General features: G+C 71.9%; 13 protein-coding genes and 1 pseudogene. 9 read left to right on the plus strand and 5 right to left on the minus strand.

All coding sequences use genetic code 11. The annotated features are described in order from the left end of the window. Window positions 1-24 precede the first annotated feature (24 nt). Genes ACF07V_RS19595 through ACF07V_RS19605 form a run of 3 tightly spaced genes read right to left on the minus strand, consistent with a single transcriptional unit; the run spans window position 25 to window position 3,664 of the window. Complete coding sequence (locus ACF07V_RS19595) at window positions 25-942, minus strand: carbohydrate ABC transporter permease (RefSeq protein WP_392155707.1); 918 nt, start codon at window positions 940-942, stop codon at window positions 25-27. Continuing rightward, a complete protein-coding gene (locus ACF07V_RS19600; protein WP_392155708.1) occupies window positions 939-1,961 on the minus strand; it encodes an ABC transporter permease in 1,023 nt (340 codons plus the stop codon). Before ACF07V_RS19600 ends, ACF07V_RS19595 begins: the two co-directional genes overlap by 4 nt. Beyond that, window positions 1,958-3,664 carry a Tat pathway signal sequence domain protein gene (locus ACF07V_RS19605; protein WP_392155710.1) on the minus strand — a complete coding sequence of 569 codons (1,707 nt, stop codon included), beginning with the start codon at window positions 3,662-3,664 and terminating at the stop codon, window positions 1,958-1,960. The genes ACF07V_RS19600 and ACF07V_RS19605 overlap by 4 nt, the downstream gene beginning before the upstream one ends. 326 nt (window positions 3,665-3,990) lie before the next feature. Between ACF07V_RS19605 and ACF07V_RS19610 the strand changes: the two are divergent. Continuing rightward, window positions 3,991-4,989, plus strand: a pseudogene (locus ACF07V_RS19610) (fibronectin type III-like domain-contianing protein); the annotation flags it as partial. Here ACF07V_RS19610 and ACF07V_RS19615 read toward each other — a convergent pair. After that, window positions 4,976-5,443, minus strand: coding sequence for a pyridoxamine 5'-phosphate oxidase family protein (locus ACF07V_RS19615; protein ID WP_392155712.1), 468 nt, complete (start codon window positions 5,441-5,443; stop codon window positions 4,976-4,978). The pseudogene ACF07V_RS19610 and the gene ACF07V_RS19615 overlap by 14 nt on opposite strands. A 41-nt stretch (window positions 5,444-5,484) precedes the next feature. Beyond that, window positions 5,485-7,497, minus strand: a complete 2,013-nt coding sequence (locus ACF07V_RS19620) for a fibronectin type III domain-containing protein (RefSeq protein ID WP_392155714.1) — start codon at window positions 7,495-7,497, stop codon at window positions 5,485-5,487. Between the two features lie 289 nt (window positions 7,498-7,786). On the opposite strand from ACF07V_RS19620, the gene ACF07V_RS19625 reads away from it, so the two are divergent. The 8 genes from ACF07V_RS19625 to ACF07V_RS19660 all read left to right on the plus strand — a co-directional run bounded on the left by ACF07V_RS19625 (window position 7,787) and on the right by ACF07V_RS19660 (window position 16,705). Further along, window positions 7,787-8,428: a GntR family transcriptional regulator gene (locus ACF07V_RS19625; protein ID WP_392155716.1), complete on the plus strand. Its 642-nt coding sequence runs from the start codon at window positions 7,787-7,789 to the stop codon at window positions 8,426-8,428. A 116-nt stretch (window positions 8,429-8,544) separates the two neighbouring features. Further along, a complete protein-coding gene (locus ACF07V_RS19630) occupies window positions 8,545-9,447 on the plus strand; it encodes a dihydrodipicolinate synthase family protein (RefSeq protein WP_392155718.1) in 903 nt (300 codons plus the stop codon). Continuing rightward, window positions 9,444-11,174, plus strand: a complete 1,731-nt coding sequence (araD, locus tag ACF07V_RS19635) for an L-arabinonate dehydratase (protein WP_392155720.1) — start codon at window positions 9,444-9,446, stop codon at window positions 11,172-11,174. The genes ACF07V_RS19630 and araD overlap by 4 nt, the downstream gene beginning before the upstream one ends. A 90-nt stretch (window positions 11,175-11,264) precedes the next feature. Then, window positions 11,265-12,161 (plus strand): carbohydrate ABC transporter permease, encoded by an 897-nt coding sequence (locus ACF07V_RS19640; protein ID WP_392155721.1) that lies wholly within the window; start codon window positions 11,265-11,267, stop codon window positions 12,159-12,161. Further along, complete coding sequence (locus ACF07V_RS19645) at window positions 12,158-13,018, plus strand: carbohydrate ABC transporter permease (protein ID WP_392155723.1); 861 nt, start codon at window positions 12,158-12,160, stop codon at window positions 13,016-13,018. The genes ACF07V_RS19640 and ACF07V_RS19645 overlap by 4 nt, the downstream gene beginning before the upstream one ends. Beyond that, entirely contained in the window at window positions 13,015-14,214 is a 1,200-nt protein-coding gene (locus ACF07V_RS19650; protein ID WP_392155725.1) for a Gfo/Idh/MocA family protein, read from the plus strand. Before ACF07V_RS19645 ends, ACF07V_RS19650 begins: the two co-directional genes overlap by 4 nt. Continuing rightward, window positions 14,211-15,056, plus strand: a complete 846-nt coding sequence (locus tag ACF07V_RS19655) for a PmoA family protein (protein WP_392155727.1) — start codon at window positions 14,211-14,213, stop codon at window positions 15,054-15,056. The genes ACF07V_RS19650 and ACF07V_RS19655 overlap by 4 nt, the downstream gene beginning before the upstream one ends. Further along, complete coding sequence (locus ACF07V_RS19660; protein ID WP_392155729.1) at window positions 15,053-16,705, plus strand: family 43 glycosylhydrolase; 1,653 nt, start codon at window positions 15,053-15,055, stop codon at window positions 16,703-16,705. The genes ACF07V_RS19655 and ACF07V_RS19660 overlap by 4 nt, the downstream gene beginning before the upstream one ends. The last annotated feature ends 8 nt before the right edge of the window (window positions 16,706-16,713 follow it).

Genomic DNA, 16,713 nt, shown 5'->3' on the forward strand with positions numbered 1-16,713 from the left:
GAGCTTCCCGGGCCGGAAGGCGTCTCAGCCCTTGACGGCTCCGGTGAGCATGCCCTTCCTGAAGTGCTTCTGGACGAACGGCGCGAGGACGGCGACGGGGAGGAGGGCGAGGACCATGACGGCCATCTGGACCGCGAGCCCGGAGAGGTTCCCGGCCTTCACCGCCTGGCCGAGGCCGACGGGGATCTCCTGCTTCTGGACGAGCTGGATGAGGACGTTCTGCAGCGGCATCATGTTCTGGTCGCTGAGGTAGAGGGAGGCGTTGAACCAGGCGCTCCAGTAACCGACCGCGTAGAAGAGGGTGATGACGGCGATCACCGCCCTGGACAGCGGCATCACGATCCGCCAGAGGATGCGCAGGTCACCGGCGCCGTCGATGCGGGCGCTGTCGACGAGTTCGGGCGAGATCCCCATGAAGAATCCGCGCAGGACCAGGATGTTGAAGACGCTCACCGCGCTCGGCAGGATCAGCGCGAGATAGGTGTCGGTGAGGCCGAGGGTCTGCACGAGGAGGTACGTGGGGATCAGTCCGGCCCCGAAGAACATGGTGGCCATCAGGGCCAGCAGGATGAAGCGGTGGCCGAGCGAGCCGGGCCGGGAGAGCCCGTACGCGCAGAGGATCGACACGGCCGTCGAGAACAGGGTGCCGGTGACCGTGACGGCGACGCTGACGATCGCCGCCCGGGTGACCTGGCCGCCGCTCAGCAGCTCCTGGTAGGCGACGAGGGTGAGGTCCCGGGGGACGATCACCAGGCCGCCCGTCTCCGTGATCGTCTTCTTCGACGACAGGCTGGTGACGACGACGATCCAGAGCGGGAAGAGGACGGCGAGGCAGGCGAGGACGAGGACGCCGCCCTTGGCGGCGAGTCCGGCGCGGCCGGGCGGTTCCTCCCAGACGGGGCGGGCGGGCGCGGCCCACCGTGATGTGCGCGGCCGGGTCACTTCCGGTACACCCCCTGCTCGCCCATCAGGTGGGCGGCCTTGTTCGCGGAGAGGACGAGCGCGAGGCCGACGACTCCCTTGACGAGCCCGGCGGCGGCCGCGTAGCTGAAGTCCTGGCTGCGCAGGCCGGTCCACCACACGAAGGTGTCGAGGACCTCGGCGGCCCCGGGCCCGACCGCGTCGCGCTGGAGCAGCAGCTGCTCGAAGCCGACGGTCAGCGCGTCGCCGACGCGCAGGACGAGGAGCAGGGCGATGACGGGCCGCAGCGCGGGCAGGGTGACGTGCCACATCCGGCGCCACCGCCCGGCGCCGTCCATGGCGGCGGCCTCGTACAGGTCCTGGTTGACCGCGGCGAGCGCGGCGAGGAAGACGATGAGTCCCCAGCCGGCGTCCTTCCAGATGCCTTCGGCGGTGACGAGGAACTTGAAGACCTCCGGGTCGGTCATGAGGTCGAAGCCCTCGTGGCCGTGTTCGCGCAGGGTCTGGGCGATGACGCCGGCGCCGCCCAGGATCTGCTGGAAGACGGTGACGACCAGCACCCAGGAGAAGAAGTGCGGCAGGTACAGGACGGCCTGGACGACCGCGCGGACCCCGGGGCGGAGGAGGCTGTTGACGAGCAGGGCGAGCGCGATGGGCACGGGGAAGAACAGCAGCAGCTGGAGGAGGAAGAAGATCAGGGTGTTCTCGACGGCGTGCCAGAACCCCGGGTCGGAGAAGACCCGTTCGAACTGGGCGAGGCCCACCCAGGGGCTCTCCAGGACGGCCGTGACGCCGTTGGTGGAGACGTACGGGTCGTAGTCCTGGAAGGCGACGACGTTCCCGAGGATCGGGATGTAGTGGAAGACCACGACGAGGGCGAGCGCGGGCGCGGTCATGAGGAGGAGGGTGCGGTCGCGCCGGAACCGCCGGCCGAGGGGAACCCTCCCGGCCGGGGGCGCGGACGTGCGGCGACGGGCCCGGCCGCCGTCCTCGGCGGCTTCCGCGTGCGGGTCCTTCGTCCTGGTGTCGAGCGTGCTCACGGTCGGCTCGCCGCGGAGCCGGTGGTGTCGAGGAGCATCCGGTACCAGTCGCGGAGCCGGTCGCCTCCCTTGCTCTTCCACTCGGACACGGCCTGCTGCATGTCGGAGACCCTCCTGCGGCCCCGGACGATGTCCTTCTCCAGCTGCTCGAAGTCGTTCATGAGGCCGGTCCACTGCGCGGGTTCGGTGACGGTCATGCCGTAGAAGGCGGACTTGGTGGTGAGGGCGCCCATGCGCTGCTGCCACTCGACCATGGCGCGGGTCACGTCCGGGGTGTCGGGGTGGGCGACGTACGGGGCGGGGCTGGCGACGAACATCCAGGAGCTGTTGACCTCCAGGTTCCCCGCGTCCGTCTTGACGGGCAGGCCGTTCTTCACCGTGTGGTGGACGCCCTCGACGCCGTAGTCGGTGAGCATCCGCTCCTTGGTTCCGTAGGGGGCGGCGGTGAAGTCGGCGATGGCGAGGACGTCTTCGACGACCGCCCGGGAGCTGCCCTTCTTCACGAAGGCCCAGATGTTGGCGGGGTTGGTGGCCCAGAGCTTCGGGGTGCCGCCGTCGTGGCCGGGGACGTCCATGGCGGCCATGGCGAACGCCGGGTTCTGGGCGGCCTGTTCGGAGGTCTTGGCGTACCAGTGGGAGAGGTCGTTGTTGTAGATCAGGACCTGTCCGGAGGTGAAGCGGTTGCCGGCGTCGCCCTGGTTCTGCGCCTTGGCGTCGGGATGCACGACCCCGGCGTCGAAGAGCTTGCGGGTCCACGCCAGGGCTTCGAGGTACTCCTGCGTCTCGATCCGGTTGACCAGCTTCCCGTCGACGAGGTTCCAGCCGAGGGCCTTGTCGCTGCCGGAGAGCACGCCGAACATGTTGTACGCGGTCCAGGTCAGGTCGTCGCAGGCCCACACCTTCGCCCTGGCGCTGGTGATCTCCTTGGCGAGGGCGAGGAACTCGTCGGCGCTCTTGGGGAGTTGCCAGCCCTTCGTCGCGAAGAGGTCCTTGCGGTAGAAGGGCGCGATGTTGGTGACGTACGAGGCGGGCATGGGCAGTCCGCGGAGCCGGCCGCCGAAGATCGAGCGCTGCCAGGCGTCGGTGGGGATGGCCGCGAGGTTCGGATAGGCCTTGACCCGGTCGCCGGAGAGGTACGGGCCGAGGTCCTCGAACTTGGCGTTGATCGCGCCGGGGATCTTGCCGCCGAGGTTCCAGCCGGGCACGACGACCACGTCGGGGATGTCGCTGGAGGCGAGGACGGCGCCGAGCTTCTGGTCGTAGACGTTGCCGTCCTGGTTCTGCCAGGTGACGTCGGTGCCGATGGCCTCGTTCATGGCCTTGTAGTAGGGGTTGTCGGGGGACGGCGGGGTGCCCCAGAGCGGCGCCATGACGGTGAGGGCGGCGCCCTTGCCCTTCTTCGTGGCCACGGAGGCCTTCAGCCGGGCGGCCGGGACGGCGCGGGTGAAGCCCGCGGCGGAGCCGTTCTTCGGGGCGACGTCGGGCGCGACGACCGTGCTCGCCACGAAGGCGGGGAGGAGCTTCGCCGCGTCCTTGCCGGTGGTGGTGCCGTCCTTCTGCCCGGTGCTCCCGCCCTCACTGCACGCGGCGAGCAGGGGGGCTCCGCCGGCGACGGCGACGGCGGCGACGGCGCTGGAGGCGAGGAAGCCCCGCCGGCTCGGGGTGGATGTCCTGGAGCCCGTGGAGACGGCGTTCGGCGTCATTGCGTCAACCCTTCATGGCACGCGCCGGGACGCACGGCGACCAGAGGTGTCGCCGGGCGGCTGCGGTGGTGGAGGCGGAGCGGGCGGGGGCGGAGCCCCGGGAGCCCTGGGCACGGTCGAACGGGCGCTGTCGACCGTCGAGTCGAAGCGCTTCGATATGGCTGCGAGGTTAAGTGAACGTCACAGACGCGGCAAGAGTCGTCACGGAGATTCCCGGGGCTGCAAACGGCCCTCGAATCCTTCGACAGCCGCCGCCCGTAGGCCGGGTGGACGGGCGGCACACCGTGACACCCGTTCCCCACCCACCGAGCATCGAAGCGCTTCGAATCCAGGAGACCTTCCGGCGGGAAGCGCACGGCGGCGGTCACCTCCTTCTGCATGTGGGGGCGGGTGGCTACGTCTCTGTCGCCGCCGACGGCGTGAAGGTTGCCGCCGACCGGGAATCCGCCGAGGTGTTCTCCGTGGAGACGGTCGAGCGGGGCGAGGAGGCGGTCGCCCGGGCCGCGGCCGGGGCGGACACGGTGATCGTCGTCGCCGGCAACGACCCCCACGTCAACCGCCGGGCGACCGAGGACCGGACGACCCTCGCGCTCCCCGCCCACCAGGACCGGCTGTGGTGGGCCGCGCACGCCGCGAACCCGCGCACCGTCCCCGTCTCCTCCTCCCCGTACGCCGTGCCCGAGGCCGCCGGCACGCTCGCCCGGTCCGTGACGGCGTCGGTTCCGCGCCCGCACCGCGAACTGGTGGCGCACGAGCGGACGTCACTCGCCCCGGGCGCCTCGGCGACCCCCTCCTTCACGGTGCCGTCGGCGTCCCTCGGGTACGGGGACGTGGCGCACGGCCGGTGGACGGTGGAGCCCGGGGGGGGGTACGGGATCCAGGTGGGCGCGTCCAGCGCGGACATCAGGCGCACGGTCCGCGTGGAGGTGGCCGGCGAGGGGCCGGGCCCGCGGTCGGTCCTGACCGACGGGCTCGCGGCGGCGGACTACGACGAGCAGTCGGGCACGGTCGTCGTGGACCGCACGAAGGTGTCGGGCGACGCCGTGGCCCCGGCCGCGCCGCGTCGGGAAGGAGAACTCCTTCATCGTTCCTGCGACTTCGCGGCCGGGGTGACGGAGGCCGCGGTGACGGCCGCGGGCGAGGGCGCGATCGAACTGGTCCTCACGGACGGCACGCCCCTGGCCCGGATCGAGCTCGCCCCGACGGGCGGCCCGTGCGCGTACCGCACGCTCACCGCCCCCCTGCGCCTGCGGGACGGGACGGATCTCCGGATCCGGCTCCACGGACCCGTCCGGCCGGCGCAGCTCGGCTTCACCCCGGCGTGACCGTCCAGACGCCGTCCCGCATGAGGTGGCGCCCCACCAGTTCGGGTTCCTCGTGCCAGGCCTGGACCTCGGTCGGGAGGACCCGGAACCAGTGGTAGGCGGGGCCCGAGCGGCGGGGGTCCCAGCCCGTCTTCTTCGCGAACGCCTCCGCCGCCTCGGCCGGGACCCGGTCGGGGCCGAGGGTCACGGTCTCGCCGTCGAGCAGGACGACGTCCCGGGTGTGGCCGAGGGCCAGTCGTACCCGGCCGCCGGACGCGAGGTTGCGGCCGGTGGGGTTGGAGAGGCGCGTGCACAGCCACAGGTGGGTGCCGTCCCAGAGGAAGGAGAGCGGCACGAGGTACGGCTCCCCGGTCGCGTCCGCCGTGGACACCCAGATGTCCTGTTCCTCGTCGAGCCGGCCGAGCACGTCTCGTATACGGCGGGCGGTGTCGCGCACGGGCTGAGTGTTCGTCATGATCGGGAGGCTACCGGGCCCCCGTGCGGGGGCCCGGTGTTTCACTGGGTCAGCGTCGTGCTGTCGAAGAGTTCCCCGGTGTCGCTGTACGCGTTCAGGACGAGCTGGGTGGGCGAGACCGAGCACTGCACGTACTCGAAACGCGCCGACCTGTACGCGCTCCAGGACGGCTGGCTCGCCGTGAACTGGTTGAGCCCGTTGCCGCCGCCACCGGAGACGATGTACGTCACGCCGGTCGGATCGGTCACGCCCGCACGCAGCGGATGACTCCGCTCGTAGTTGTGGGAGTTGCCGGAGAGGCAGAGCCTGACCCCGTACAGCTCCAGGCGCGGCACCAGCTGGGCGAGGACCGTCGACGAGCTGGAGGTGCTGGTCGTCGAGCTGTAGGGCGGCCGGTGGACGACGCAGATCTTCCACGCCGCCGTCGTGGCGGAGAGGTCGGCGTCCACGAAGGCGCGCTGCGCGGAGCCGGCTCCCATGGGCTGCTCGCTGTCGACGACGAGGACGTGCAGGTCGCCCCAGTCGTAGCTGTACCAGCGCTGGTTGTTCGGCGACCACAGGTTCCGTGCCGCCGCGCCGTCGCCGTAGTACTCCTTGTTCCCGTTCGCCGGGTAGAGGGACCGGGTCCGGATGACCGCGCCGTACTGCTTGTAGAAGCGGTTGTCGAAGTCGGAGTAGAAGCGCTCCGGGTCCGGGTCCTGGGCGTCCGGGTACACGTTGTCGCCGAGCGTCTGCAGGAACGAGGTCGACGATGCGGCGATCAGGTTGGCGATGCTCGTCTGCTGCCCCGATCCGCCCCCGAAGTCGCCGACCGCCGCGAAGGTGAAGGCCGTGCCCGGCGCGGGTGCGGTGGTGAAGCGGTTGCCCGCGAGCGTGGCGTTGCCGGACCGCACCTGGTAGACGTACTCGGTTCCGGGCTCGAGCCCGCCGAGCAGCATGGCGTGCTGCAGCCGCGGAGTGGGGTCGAAGACGCTGTCGGAGAACGTTCCGACCCCGAAGTCGACGGTGCTGTCGGTCGGAAGGTTGGTCCACCACAGCACGCGTGCGCTCGTCCGGTCGGTCTGGACGACGTAGGGGCCACGGGTGACGAGGACGGTTCCGGCCGCGGGGGTGGAGCCGGCCCTCCCGGAGGTGAGCGCGGAGACGTTGCCGGCGGAGTCGACGGCCGCGATCCGGTAGGTGTACGACGTCGACGGGGAGAGTCCGTTGTCGGAGTACGTCTTGCGGAGCGGCTCCTCCACCGTGGCGATGAGGACGTTGTTGCGGTACACCTGGTACCCGGCGACGTCGCTGGAGCTGGACGACCCCCAGGTGATGTCGAGCCGGCTGTCCGAGTACCGCTTCACCACCACGCTGCTGTTCGAGACCGCCGAAGGGGCGCTCGTGTCGTTCATGGTCTTGGTCGTGAGGTCGATGGCGGCCGCCGGGCCGACGTGCCCCGCGACGTCGACGGCGCGTACCGCGAACTGGTAGGCGCGGTTGGCGAACAGCTTGCTCGCGGTGTAGCTGGTGGTGCCGTCGGTCGTCGCGATCTGGACCAGGCTCTCCAGCGGCGCCCCGACGGCGCCGCGGAGGATCCGGTAGCCGGTGATCTTGGCGGCGGCGGTGGACTTGGTCCAGCTGAGCTTCACTCCCGACGAGGTGAGCGAGCTCGTCTTGAGGTTGGTCGGCGCCGTCGGCCCCGTCGCGGGGTCCGCCCGCTGGGTGACCACGACGACGGGTGCCGAGCGCGCCGACTCGACCCCGCCGATCACGGTGGTGACCTCGTAGCTGTACGTCGTCGTCGCCGTCAGCCCGCCGTCCTCCAGCAAGGTGCCCGGCTGTTCCGCGATCAGCACGTTGTCCCGGTAGACGCGGTAGGTCTCCGCCCCCGTGACCGCCGTCCACAGCAGTCGTACGGTCGACGAGGTCAGCGCCTGACCGGCGAGCAACTCGGGTGGAACCGGGGTGTCGGCGGCGCTCGCCGTGCGTGGCGAGACGACGACATCGCCGACGTCCAGCGCCAGTCCGGCCCCGAGGGCGTAGGCGACGAAGCTGCGGCGGCTCAGAGCCATGGTCATTTTCCTCTCTCGGCCGGCACGTCATATGACCTGTGCGCCAGCGTTTTCCCCGGCCGGGCGATGATCGACAGGCACAGCGTGACCGCCGGAGGACCCACAACCCTCCGATTACACCGAAAGCGGCATGTCGGGGACCGTCGCACCCGAACGGCCCCGGGTCGAGCCCTCGACAGAAAGCGCTTGCGCGATCCATTGACGAAACACGAACGTCCCCCTAACTTCATGCCCGTTGCACTTCGTACGTCATATATGAGACGCGATACACGAGATCTGAGAGTGCTCCATGGCCTTCGCCCCCAGCCCCATCCCCTCCCGCACCCAGTACGTCCAGGAAGCGATCAAGCACGACATCCTCACCGGGGGCCTCAGACCCGGCCAGGCGCTCGTGGAGACCGAACTCGCCGCGCGCTTCGGGGTGTCGAAGACCCCGGTCCGCGAGGCGCTCAAGACCCTCGCGGGCAGCGGGCTCGTGGTGATGAACCAGTACAAGGGCGTCACGGTCCGGATGGTCGACGCGGACATGGCCCGCGCCGTCTACGACGTCCGCCTGCTCCTGGAGCCCGAGGCCGTCCGCCGCGCCGTCGCCTCCGGCGCCCCGCTCGACGCGGCGGACGAGGCCCTGCGCCGCGCCGCGGGAGCGGAGGACCCGGCCGAACGGTCCCTGGCCAACCGCGACTTCCACCGCGCGCTCTACCTGCCCTGCGGCAACCCGCTGCTCGGCCGGATGCTCGACGAGGTCCGCGACCAGGCCGCCCTGGTCTCCACGGTCGCCTGGGCCGCCGTCCCGTCCTGGGAACGCGAGGCCGCCGAGCACGAGGAGATCCTTCGGCTCGCCGTCGCCGGCGACGTCGAGCGGGCGGGCCGGGCCGTGCACGAGCACATCGCCTCGTTCGTGGAGCGCGCCTTCCCCCCCTTCCCTTCCTGACAGCGTGTGAGCCTCCCTCCCGGACAGCGAGTGAGCCTCCCTCCCGGACAGCGAGTGAGCCTCCCTCCCGGAGAGCGCGTGAGCCCCGCCCCTTCCCCTCTGGACAGCGAGTGAGTATGGAATTCGAGACGATGAGGGCCGCCCTCGCCGAGGTCGTGGCCATCCCGGTCACCCCGTTCGCCGAGGACGGCTCCGTGGACACCGGGGCGCACCGCGCGCTCCTGCGCCGGCTGCTCGACGGCGGCGTCCGCACCCTCACCCCGAACGGCAACACCGGCGAGTTCTACGCCCTCACCCCCGAGGAGCGCCGCTCCCTCACCGAGGCGACCGTCGAGGAGGCCGGCGGCCGCGCCGCGATCCTGGTCGGCGTCGGACACGACGTGCCGACCGCGGTGGAGGCCGCCCGGCACGCCCGCGCCGCCGGCGCCCACATGGTGATGGTCCATCAGCCCGTCCACCCGTACGTCTCCGAGAGCGGCTGGGTCGACTACCACCGGGCGATCGCCGAGGCCGTGCCCGAGCTCGGCGTCGTCCCGTACCTCCGCAACCCGCTCCTGAGCGGCGCCCGGCTCGCCGAGCTCGGTGCCGCCTGCCCCAATGTGATCGGCGTGAAGTACGCCGTCCCGGACGCGGCCCGGTTCGCCGGCTTCGCGCGGGACGCGGGCCTCGACCGGTTCGTGTGGGTGGCGGGTCTCGCCGAGCCGTACGCGCCCGCGTACTTCGCGAGCGGCGCGACCGGCTTCACCTCCGGCCTGGTCAACGTCTCCCCCGTGCTCTCCCTGGAGATGCTGGCCGCCCTGCGGGCGGGCGACTATCCGACGGCGATGAAGGTCTGGGAGCGGATCCGCCGCTTCGAGGAGCTGCGCGCGGCCAACGCGAGCGCCGACAACGTGACCGTGGTCAAGGAGGCCCTCGCCTCGCTCGGCCTGTGCCGCCGCGACATCCGCCCGCCGAGCCGGGAGCTCCCGGAGGCGGAGCGGGCCGAGGTCGCCGCGATCGCCGCCGGGTGGCCGATATGAGCGAGACACCGAAGAAGCCGCAGGAGCTCCGCAGTCACCAGTGGTACGGCACGGACGGGCTGCGCTCGTTCAGCCACCGCGCCCGCACCCGGCAGCTCGGCTATCTGCCCGAGGAGCACCTCGGCAAGCCGGTGATCGCGATCCTCAACACCTGGTCCGACATCAACCCCTGCCACGTCCATCTGCGGGACCGGGCGCAGGCCGTGAAGCGGGGCGTGTGGCAGGCGGGCGGCTTCCCGCTCGAATTCCCGGTCTCCACCCTGTCGGAGACCTTCCAGAAGCCCACCCCGATGCTCTACCGCAACCTCCTCGCGATGGAGACGGAGGAGCTGCTGCGCTCGTACCCGGTGGACGGCGCGGTCCTGATGGGCGGCTGCGACAAGACGACCCCGGCGCTCCTGATGGGCGCGGCCTCGGTGGACCTGCCGACCGTGTTCGTGCCGGCCGGTCCGATGCTGCCGGGGCACTGGCGGGGCGAGACCCTCGGTTCCGGTACGGACATGTGGAAGTACTGGGACGAGCGGCGGGCCGGGACGATCGGGGACTGCGAGCTCGCCGAGCTGGAGAGCGGTCTCGCCCGCTCCCCCGGTCACTGCATGACGATGGGCACGGCGTCGACGCTGACCGCCGCCGCCGAGACGCTGGGCGTGACCGTGCCGGGTGCCTCCTCGGTGCCGGCGGTGGACTCCGGGCACGACCGGATGGCGGCGGCCTCGGGGCTTCGGATCGTGGAGCTCGTACGGCAGGACGTCAGGCTGTCCCGGATCCTGACGAGCGAGGCGTACGAGGACGCGGTGGCCGCGGTCCTGGCCCTCGGCGGCTCGACGAACGCGGTCATCCATCTGATCGCGATGGCCGGCCGGTCGGGGGTGAAGCTGACGCTCGACGACTTCGACCGGATCGCGCGGACCGTGCCGGTGCTCGCGAACCTGCGGCCCGGCGGGCGGTATCTGATGGAGGACTTCCACTTCGCGGGCGGCATGACCGGCTTCCTGTCCCGGCTCATCGACGTGCTCCATCTGGACCGGCCGACCGTCTCGCACGCCACCCTGGGCGAGCAGCTCGCCGGCGCCCTCGTCCACGACGACGAGGTGATCCGGGAGCGGTCGAGGCCGCTGGCCGCCGAGGGCGGGGTCGCGGTGCTGCGCGGCAACCTCTGCCCGGACGGCGCCGTCATCAAGCACATCGCGGCCGAGCCGCGGCTGCTGAGGCACACCGGCCCGGCGGTCGTCTTCGAGGACTACCGGACGATGCAGCGGACCATCGACGACCCGGCGCTGGGGATCACGGCCGAGCATGTGCTCGTGCTGCGGGGCGCGGGCCCGAAGGGCGGTCCGGGGATGCCGGAGTACGGGATGCTGCCGATCCCCCGGTACCTCCTGGAGCAGGGGGTGCGGGACATGGTCCGGATCTCGGACGCCCGGATGAGCGGGACGAGTTACGGGGCGTGTGTGCTGCACGTGGCGCCCGAGTCACATGTCGGCGGACCCCTTGCCCTCGTCCGTACGGGCGATACGATCACCCTCGACGTAGCGGCCCGCTCCCTCCGTCTGCACGTCACGGACGAGGAGCTGGCCGGCCGCAGGGCCGCGTGGACACCGCCGCCGGCCCGGTACGAGCGCGGCTACGGCGCGCTCTACATGGAGCAGATCTCCCAGGCCGACACCGGCTGCGACTTCGCGTTCCTGGCCAGGCCGGGAACCACCCCCGATCCGTACGCGGGCTGAGCCCCGCCCTCGAAGGAACCACCCCACCCCGCTTGTCCGAAATCTCGAACGTCGTTCGCGAAGCGCTTCACCGAGAACGGAGCCGCCGTCATGGCCTCAGCTGTGACCCCCGCACGCCGAGCCGCCCTGCCGTACCTGCTGATCGCCCCCGCGGGCCTGCTGATGCTGGGGTTCATCGCGTACCCGGTGCTCAGCGTCTTCTACTACAGCCTGCAGAACCACAACCCCACCAAGCCCTGGCGGAACGGTTTTGCCGGCCTGGACAACTTCACCCGGATCCTCACCGACGACCCGCGCTTCTGGGGCACGCTGACGTTCAGCCTCAAGTGGGTCGTCGTGGAGGTGGCCCTCCAGCTCCTCCTCGGGCTCGCGCTCGCCCTCATCGTGAACCAGAGCTTCGTCGGCCGCGCCCTCGGCCGGGCCCTGGTCTTCTCGCCGTGGGCGGTGTCCGGCGTGCTGACCTCGGCGATCTGGGTGCTGCTCTACAACTCCCAGACGGGCATCAGCCGTTATCTGGCGGACCTCGGCCTGGGCACGTACGGCACGTCCTGGCTCTCCGACACATCGACCGTGTTCCCGGCCGCGATCGTCGCCGACCTCTGGCGCGGGGTGCCGTTCTTCGCGATCCTCATCCTCGCCGACCTCCAGTCCGTACCGAAGGACCTGTACGAGGCGGCCGAGGTCGACGGGGCGAGCAGGCTCCGGCAGTTCCTGCACATCACGCTCCCCCACCTCCGGGACGCGATCGTCCTGTCCACGCTGCTGCGCGCGGTCTGGGAGTTCAACAACGTCGACCTGCTGTACACGCTGACCGGCGGCGGCCCCGCGGGCGAGACGACCACGCTGCCCCTCTACATCGCCCACACCAGTGTCGACGCCCACAACTTCGGTTACGCCTCCGCCCTCACCACGGTGGCGTTCGTGATCCTTCTCTTCTGCTCGATGGTCTATCTGCGCCTGAGCAAGTTCGGAGGCGACGGCAAGTGACTGCCGCGATACCCCTGATCGCCGTCCCCGGCCGCCGCAGCCGGGCCTGGGACGAAGCACCCCGCTGGCAGATCTACCTGCCGCTCGGGATCTATCTCCTCTTCACCCTGATCCCCTTCTACTGGATCCTCCTCTTCGCCGTGCGTCCGGCCGGCTCGACCTCGCTGCTGCCCTGGCCGATGACGACCGCGCACTTCGAGAAGGTGTGGACCGAGCGGAACTTCGCCGTCTTCTTCCAGAACAGCCTGCTGATCGGCGTGGCGGTGCTCATCAGCACCACCGTCGTCGCCCTGGCCGGCGGCTACGCCCTCGCCCGCTTCGACTTCCGGATCAAGAAGGGCTTCATGCTGGCCCTGCTCTGCTCCCAGTTCGTGCCGGGCGCCCTGCTCCTCGTCCCGCTGTTCCAGATCTTCGCCGGACTGCGGATGATCAACTCGCTCGGCAGCGTGATCATCGCCGAGACCGTGTTCCAGCTCCCGCTGTCGATGATCCTCATCAGCGGATTCATCAGGAACGTGCCGTACTCCCTCGAAGAGGCGGCCTGGGTCGACGGCTGCAACCGCTTCCACGCCTTCCGGATCGTCGTCCTCCCGCTCCTGCGGCCCGGTCTCGTCGCCGTCGGCTCCTTCGCCTTCGTACACGCCTGGAACCACTTCCTCTTCGCCCTGATGTTCCTCAGCAGCCAGGACAAGCAGACCATCCCGGTCGGCCTCAACACCCTCATGGGCGCCGACAGCGTCGACCTCGGCGCACTCGCCGCGGGCGGTGTCATCGCCGCCGTCCCCGTGGTCGTCGTCTTCGCCTTCATCCAGAAGTGGCTGGTCACCGGCTTCAGCGCCGGGGCGGTGAAGGGATGAACAGCACCCACACGAACAGGGAAGACATGGACACCGCACGCACCCGCACCCCGCTGCCCGTCGTCCTCGCGGGCGCCCGCGGCCACGGCCGCAGCCACCTCCTCAACATCCGCCGCCTCGAAGACCTCGGTCTCGTCCGGCTCGCCGGTATCTGCGAACTCCGCCCGCTCGACGAGGCCGAACTGGACGGCATCGGCGACCCGAAGCAGTCCGCCGACCTCGAAGCGCTCCTCACCTCGACCGACGCCCGGATCGTGGTGCTCTCCACCCCCATCCAGACCCACACCGACATGGCACTCGCCGCGGCCCGGCACGGCGCGCACATCCTCCTGGAGAAGCCGCCCGCCCCCTCGTACGCCGAGTTCCGCCGGATGGCCGACGGGGTCGAGGCCGCCGGGGTGGCCTGCCAGATCGGCTTCCAGTCGCTCGGCTCGCACGCGGTGCCCGCGATCCGCCGCATGGTGGAGGAGGGCGCGATCGGCGAACTCCTCGGCGTCGGCGCGGCCGGGGCCTGGGTCCGCGACGAGGCGTACTTCCGACGTGCGCCCTGGGCGGGACACCGGCGGCTCGACGGCGTGGACGTCGTCGACGGGGCCCTCACCAACCCGCTCGCGCACGCCGTGGCCACGGCGCTCGCGCTCTCCGGCTCCACCCGCGCCGAGGACGTCGAACACATCGAGACGGAGCTGCTGCGCGCGAACGCCATCGAGTCCGACGACACCTCCGCCGTACGGGTCGTGACCTCGGCCGGCACCCAGGTCACGGTCGCGGCGACCCTGTGCGCCGAGAAGTCCGCGGAGCCGTACGTCATCGTCCACGGCAGCCAGGGCCGGATCACCTTCTGGTACCGGCAGGACCGGGTCCTGGTGCAGCGCGCCGGGCACGGCCCGGTGGAGACCGAGTACGGCCGCACCGACCTCCTGGAGAACCTCGTCGCGCACGTCACCGGGGGCGAACGGCTGTGGGTGCCCCCGGCGGAGACCGGTGCCTTCATGCGGGTCGTCGAAGCGGTACGGACCGCTCCCGAGCCCCTTGACGTCCCCGCCGCCCACTGGCACACCGAGCCGGGCGAGAGCGCGCCGCGTCGCGTCGTCGACGGCGTCGACGCCCTGGTCGACGCGAGCGCCGACGCCCTCGGGCTCTTCTCCGAACTCGGCGCCCCCTGGGCGCCCCCGGCCCGGGCGGAGGCCCGATGACCCCCGTGTCCCCCACCGTCCTGCGCTGCGCGGGCCGCACCGTCGCCCGCTACACCACGCGGCCCGAGCTCGCCGCCGACCACGCGCCCCGCCCGTACCTCCACCCCGTCACCACCCTCGCCGGACTCCCGGTGACCGAAACCCTGCCCGAGGACCACCCGCACCACCTGGGCGCCGGCGTCGCCGTGCCGGACGTCGCGGGCCACAACTTCTGGGGCGGGCGCACCTTCGTGCGCGGCCGGGGCTCCGTGGAGCTCGACAACCACGGGGTGCAGCGGCACGAGAACTTCAAGCTGTGCGACCCGGACGGGTTCGTGGAGGAGCTGAGCTGGACGGCCGGAGGCGAGCGGCTGTTCCGGGAGCACCGGACGGTGGCGGCCACCGCGCTCACCGACTCCGCCTGGGCGCTCGACCTCACCTTCTCCCTCGCGAACGTGTCGGGCCGTGAGCTGTCGATCGGGAGCCCGGCGACGAACGGCCGGCCCGGCGCCGCGTACGGGGGCTTCTTCTGGCGCGCGCCGAAGGAGGCGACGGCGCCCGTGGTCTTCGGGGCGGAGGCCGACGGCGAGGCGGCGGTGCACGGGGTCGCGGCCGACTGGGTGGCCCTGGCCGGCCCGGACTGGACGCTGGTGTTCGCGGGGGCGACCGCGCGGACCCGCCGCGACCCGTGGTTCGTGCGCGCCGCCGAGTACCCGGGGGTCGGTTCCTCCCTCGCGTACGACGCGCGGCTTCCGGTGGCGGCCGGGGAGACCTTCGTACGCCGGGTGGTGACCGTGGTCGCCGACGGGCGGCTCGACCGGGCGGGGGCCGCGGCGCTGGTCCGCAAGGCGGTGGCGTCATGAGCACGACCCCCACAGCCGCCACCCGCACCGCCACCGCCCCCACCGGCGCCACTCGTACCGCCACCGCCCCCACAGCCGCAACCCGTACCGCCACCGCCCCCACCGGCGCCACCACCGTCACCCCCACCGGCGACCTCGGCGACGGCACGTACCGCAATCCGGTCCTCGCGGCCGACTGGTCGGACCCGGACGTCCTGCGGGTCGGCGAGGACCACTACCTGACCGCGTCCAGCTTCGGCCGCGCCCCCGGGCTGCCCCTGCTGCACTCCCGGGACCTGGTCAACTGGACGCTCGTCGGCCACGCCCTCGAGCGGCTCGAACCGGCCGCCGCGTTCACCGCGCCCCGGCACGACCGCGGGGTGTGGGCGCCTTCCTTCCGGCACCACGACGGCCGGTTCTGGATCTTCTGGGGCGACCCCGACCACGGGATCTTCCAGGTCAACGCCCCTTCGGTGCGCGGGCCCTGGACCTCGCCGCATCTGGTGAAGGCGGGCCTCGGCCTGATCGACCCCTGCCCGCTGTGGGACGAGGAGTCGGGCGAGGCGTACCTCGTGCACGCCTGGGCCAGGTCACGCGCCGGGTTCAACAACCGGCTCACCGGCCACCGGATGAGCCCGGACGGCAGCAAGGTCCTCGACGAGGGCCGGGTCCTGGTGGACGCCGACCGGATCCCCGGCTGGTTCACCCTGGAGGGCCCGAAGCTGTACCGCCACGACGGCCGGTTCTGGATCCTGGCGCCGGCCGGGGGCGTGGCCACCGGCTGGCAGGGCGCGTTCCGCTCGCGGTCGTTCTTCGGACCGTACGAGGAGCGGATCGTCCTGGCGCAGGGCGACACCGACGTCAACGGGCCGCACCAGGGCGGCTGGGTCCGCACCGTGCGCGGCGAGGACTGGTTCCTGCACTTCCAGCAGTCGGGCGCGCACGGCCGGCTCGTGCACCTCCAGCCGATGCGCTGGGGCGAGGACGGCTGGCCGGTCCTCGGCACGGACGGCGCCCCGGTCCGGGTGCACCGGAAGCCGGACCTGCCGGAGCAGCCGCGCGCGCGTCCCGCGGTGGACGACACGTTCCCGGGCGGGCGGTTCGGACGGCAGTGGCAGTGGACAGCCAACCCGGAGCAGGGCTGGGCCAGTCAGCACTCGGGCGACGGGCTGCGGCTCGGCTGTGTGCGTACGGAGCGGCCGGCCGATCTGCGGAGCGTGCCGCACGTGCTGACCCAGCGCCTGCCGGCCGGGGCCCTGACCGTCGAGGTCGGGCTGCGGCTCGACGGCGAGGCGCCCGGGGCCCGGGCGGGTCTGGTCGTCCTGGGCGACGCCTACGCCTGGATCGGCCTGGAGCGGGCCGCGGACGGCGGCGTCCGGCTCGTGCACCGCTTCGCCCCGGCGGACGCCGACCGGGAACGGGACGCGGCGCACTCCCGGGCCGTCCCCGGCGGCGCGGTCCTGCTGCGGATCGAGGTCACGGCGGACGCGCGCTGCCGGTTCTCGTACTCCGCCGACGGCGCCGAAGGACCGGTCCGGCTCGGGCCGGAGTTCGCCGCCACGCCCTGGCGCTGGGTCGGCGCGCTCCTCGGCCTGTTCGCGGGCGCCCCGGCGGGGGCGGGGCACGCCGGGACGGCCGTGTTCTCCGCCTTCCGCGTCACCCCCGCCTGACGTTCCCC

Origin of the sequence: Streptomyces sp. NPDC015661 (genome assembly GCF_043077765.1) — a bacterium.
In the GTDB taxonomy this organism is placed as follows: Bacteria; Actinomycetota; Actinomycetes; order Streptomycetales; family Streptomycetaceae; genus Streptomyces.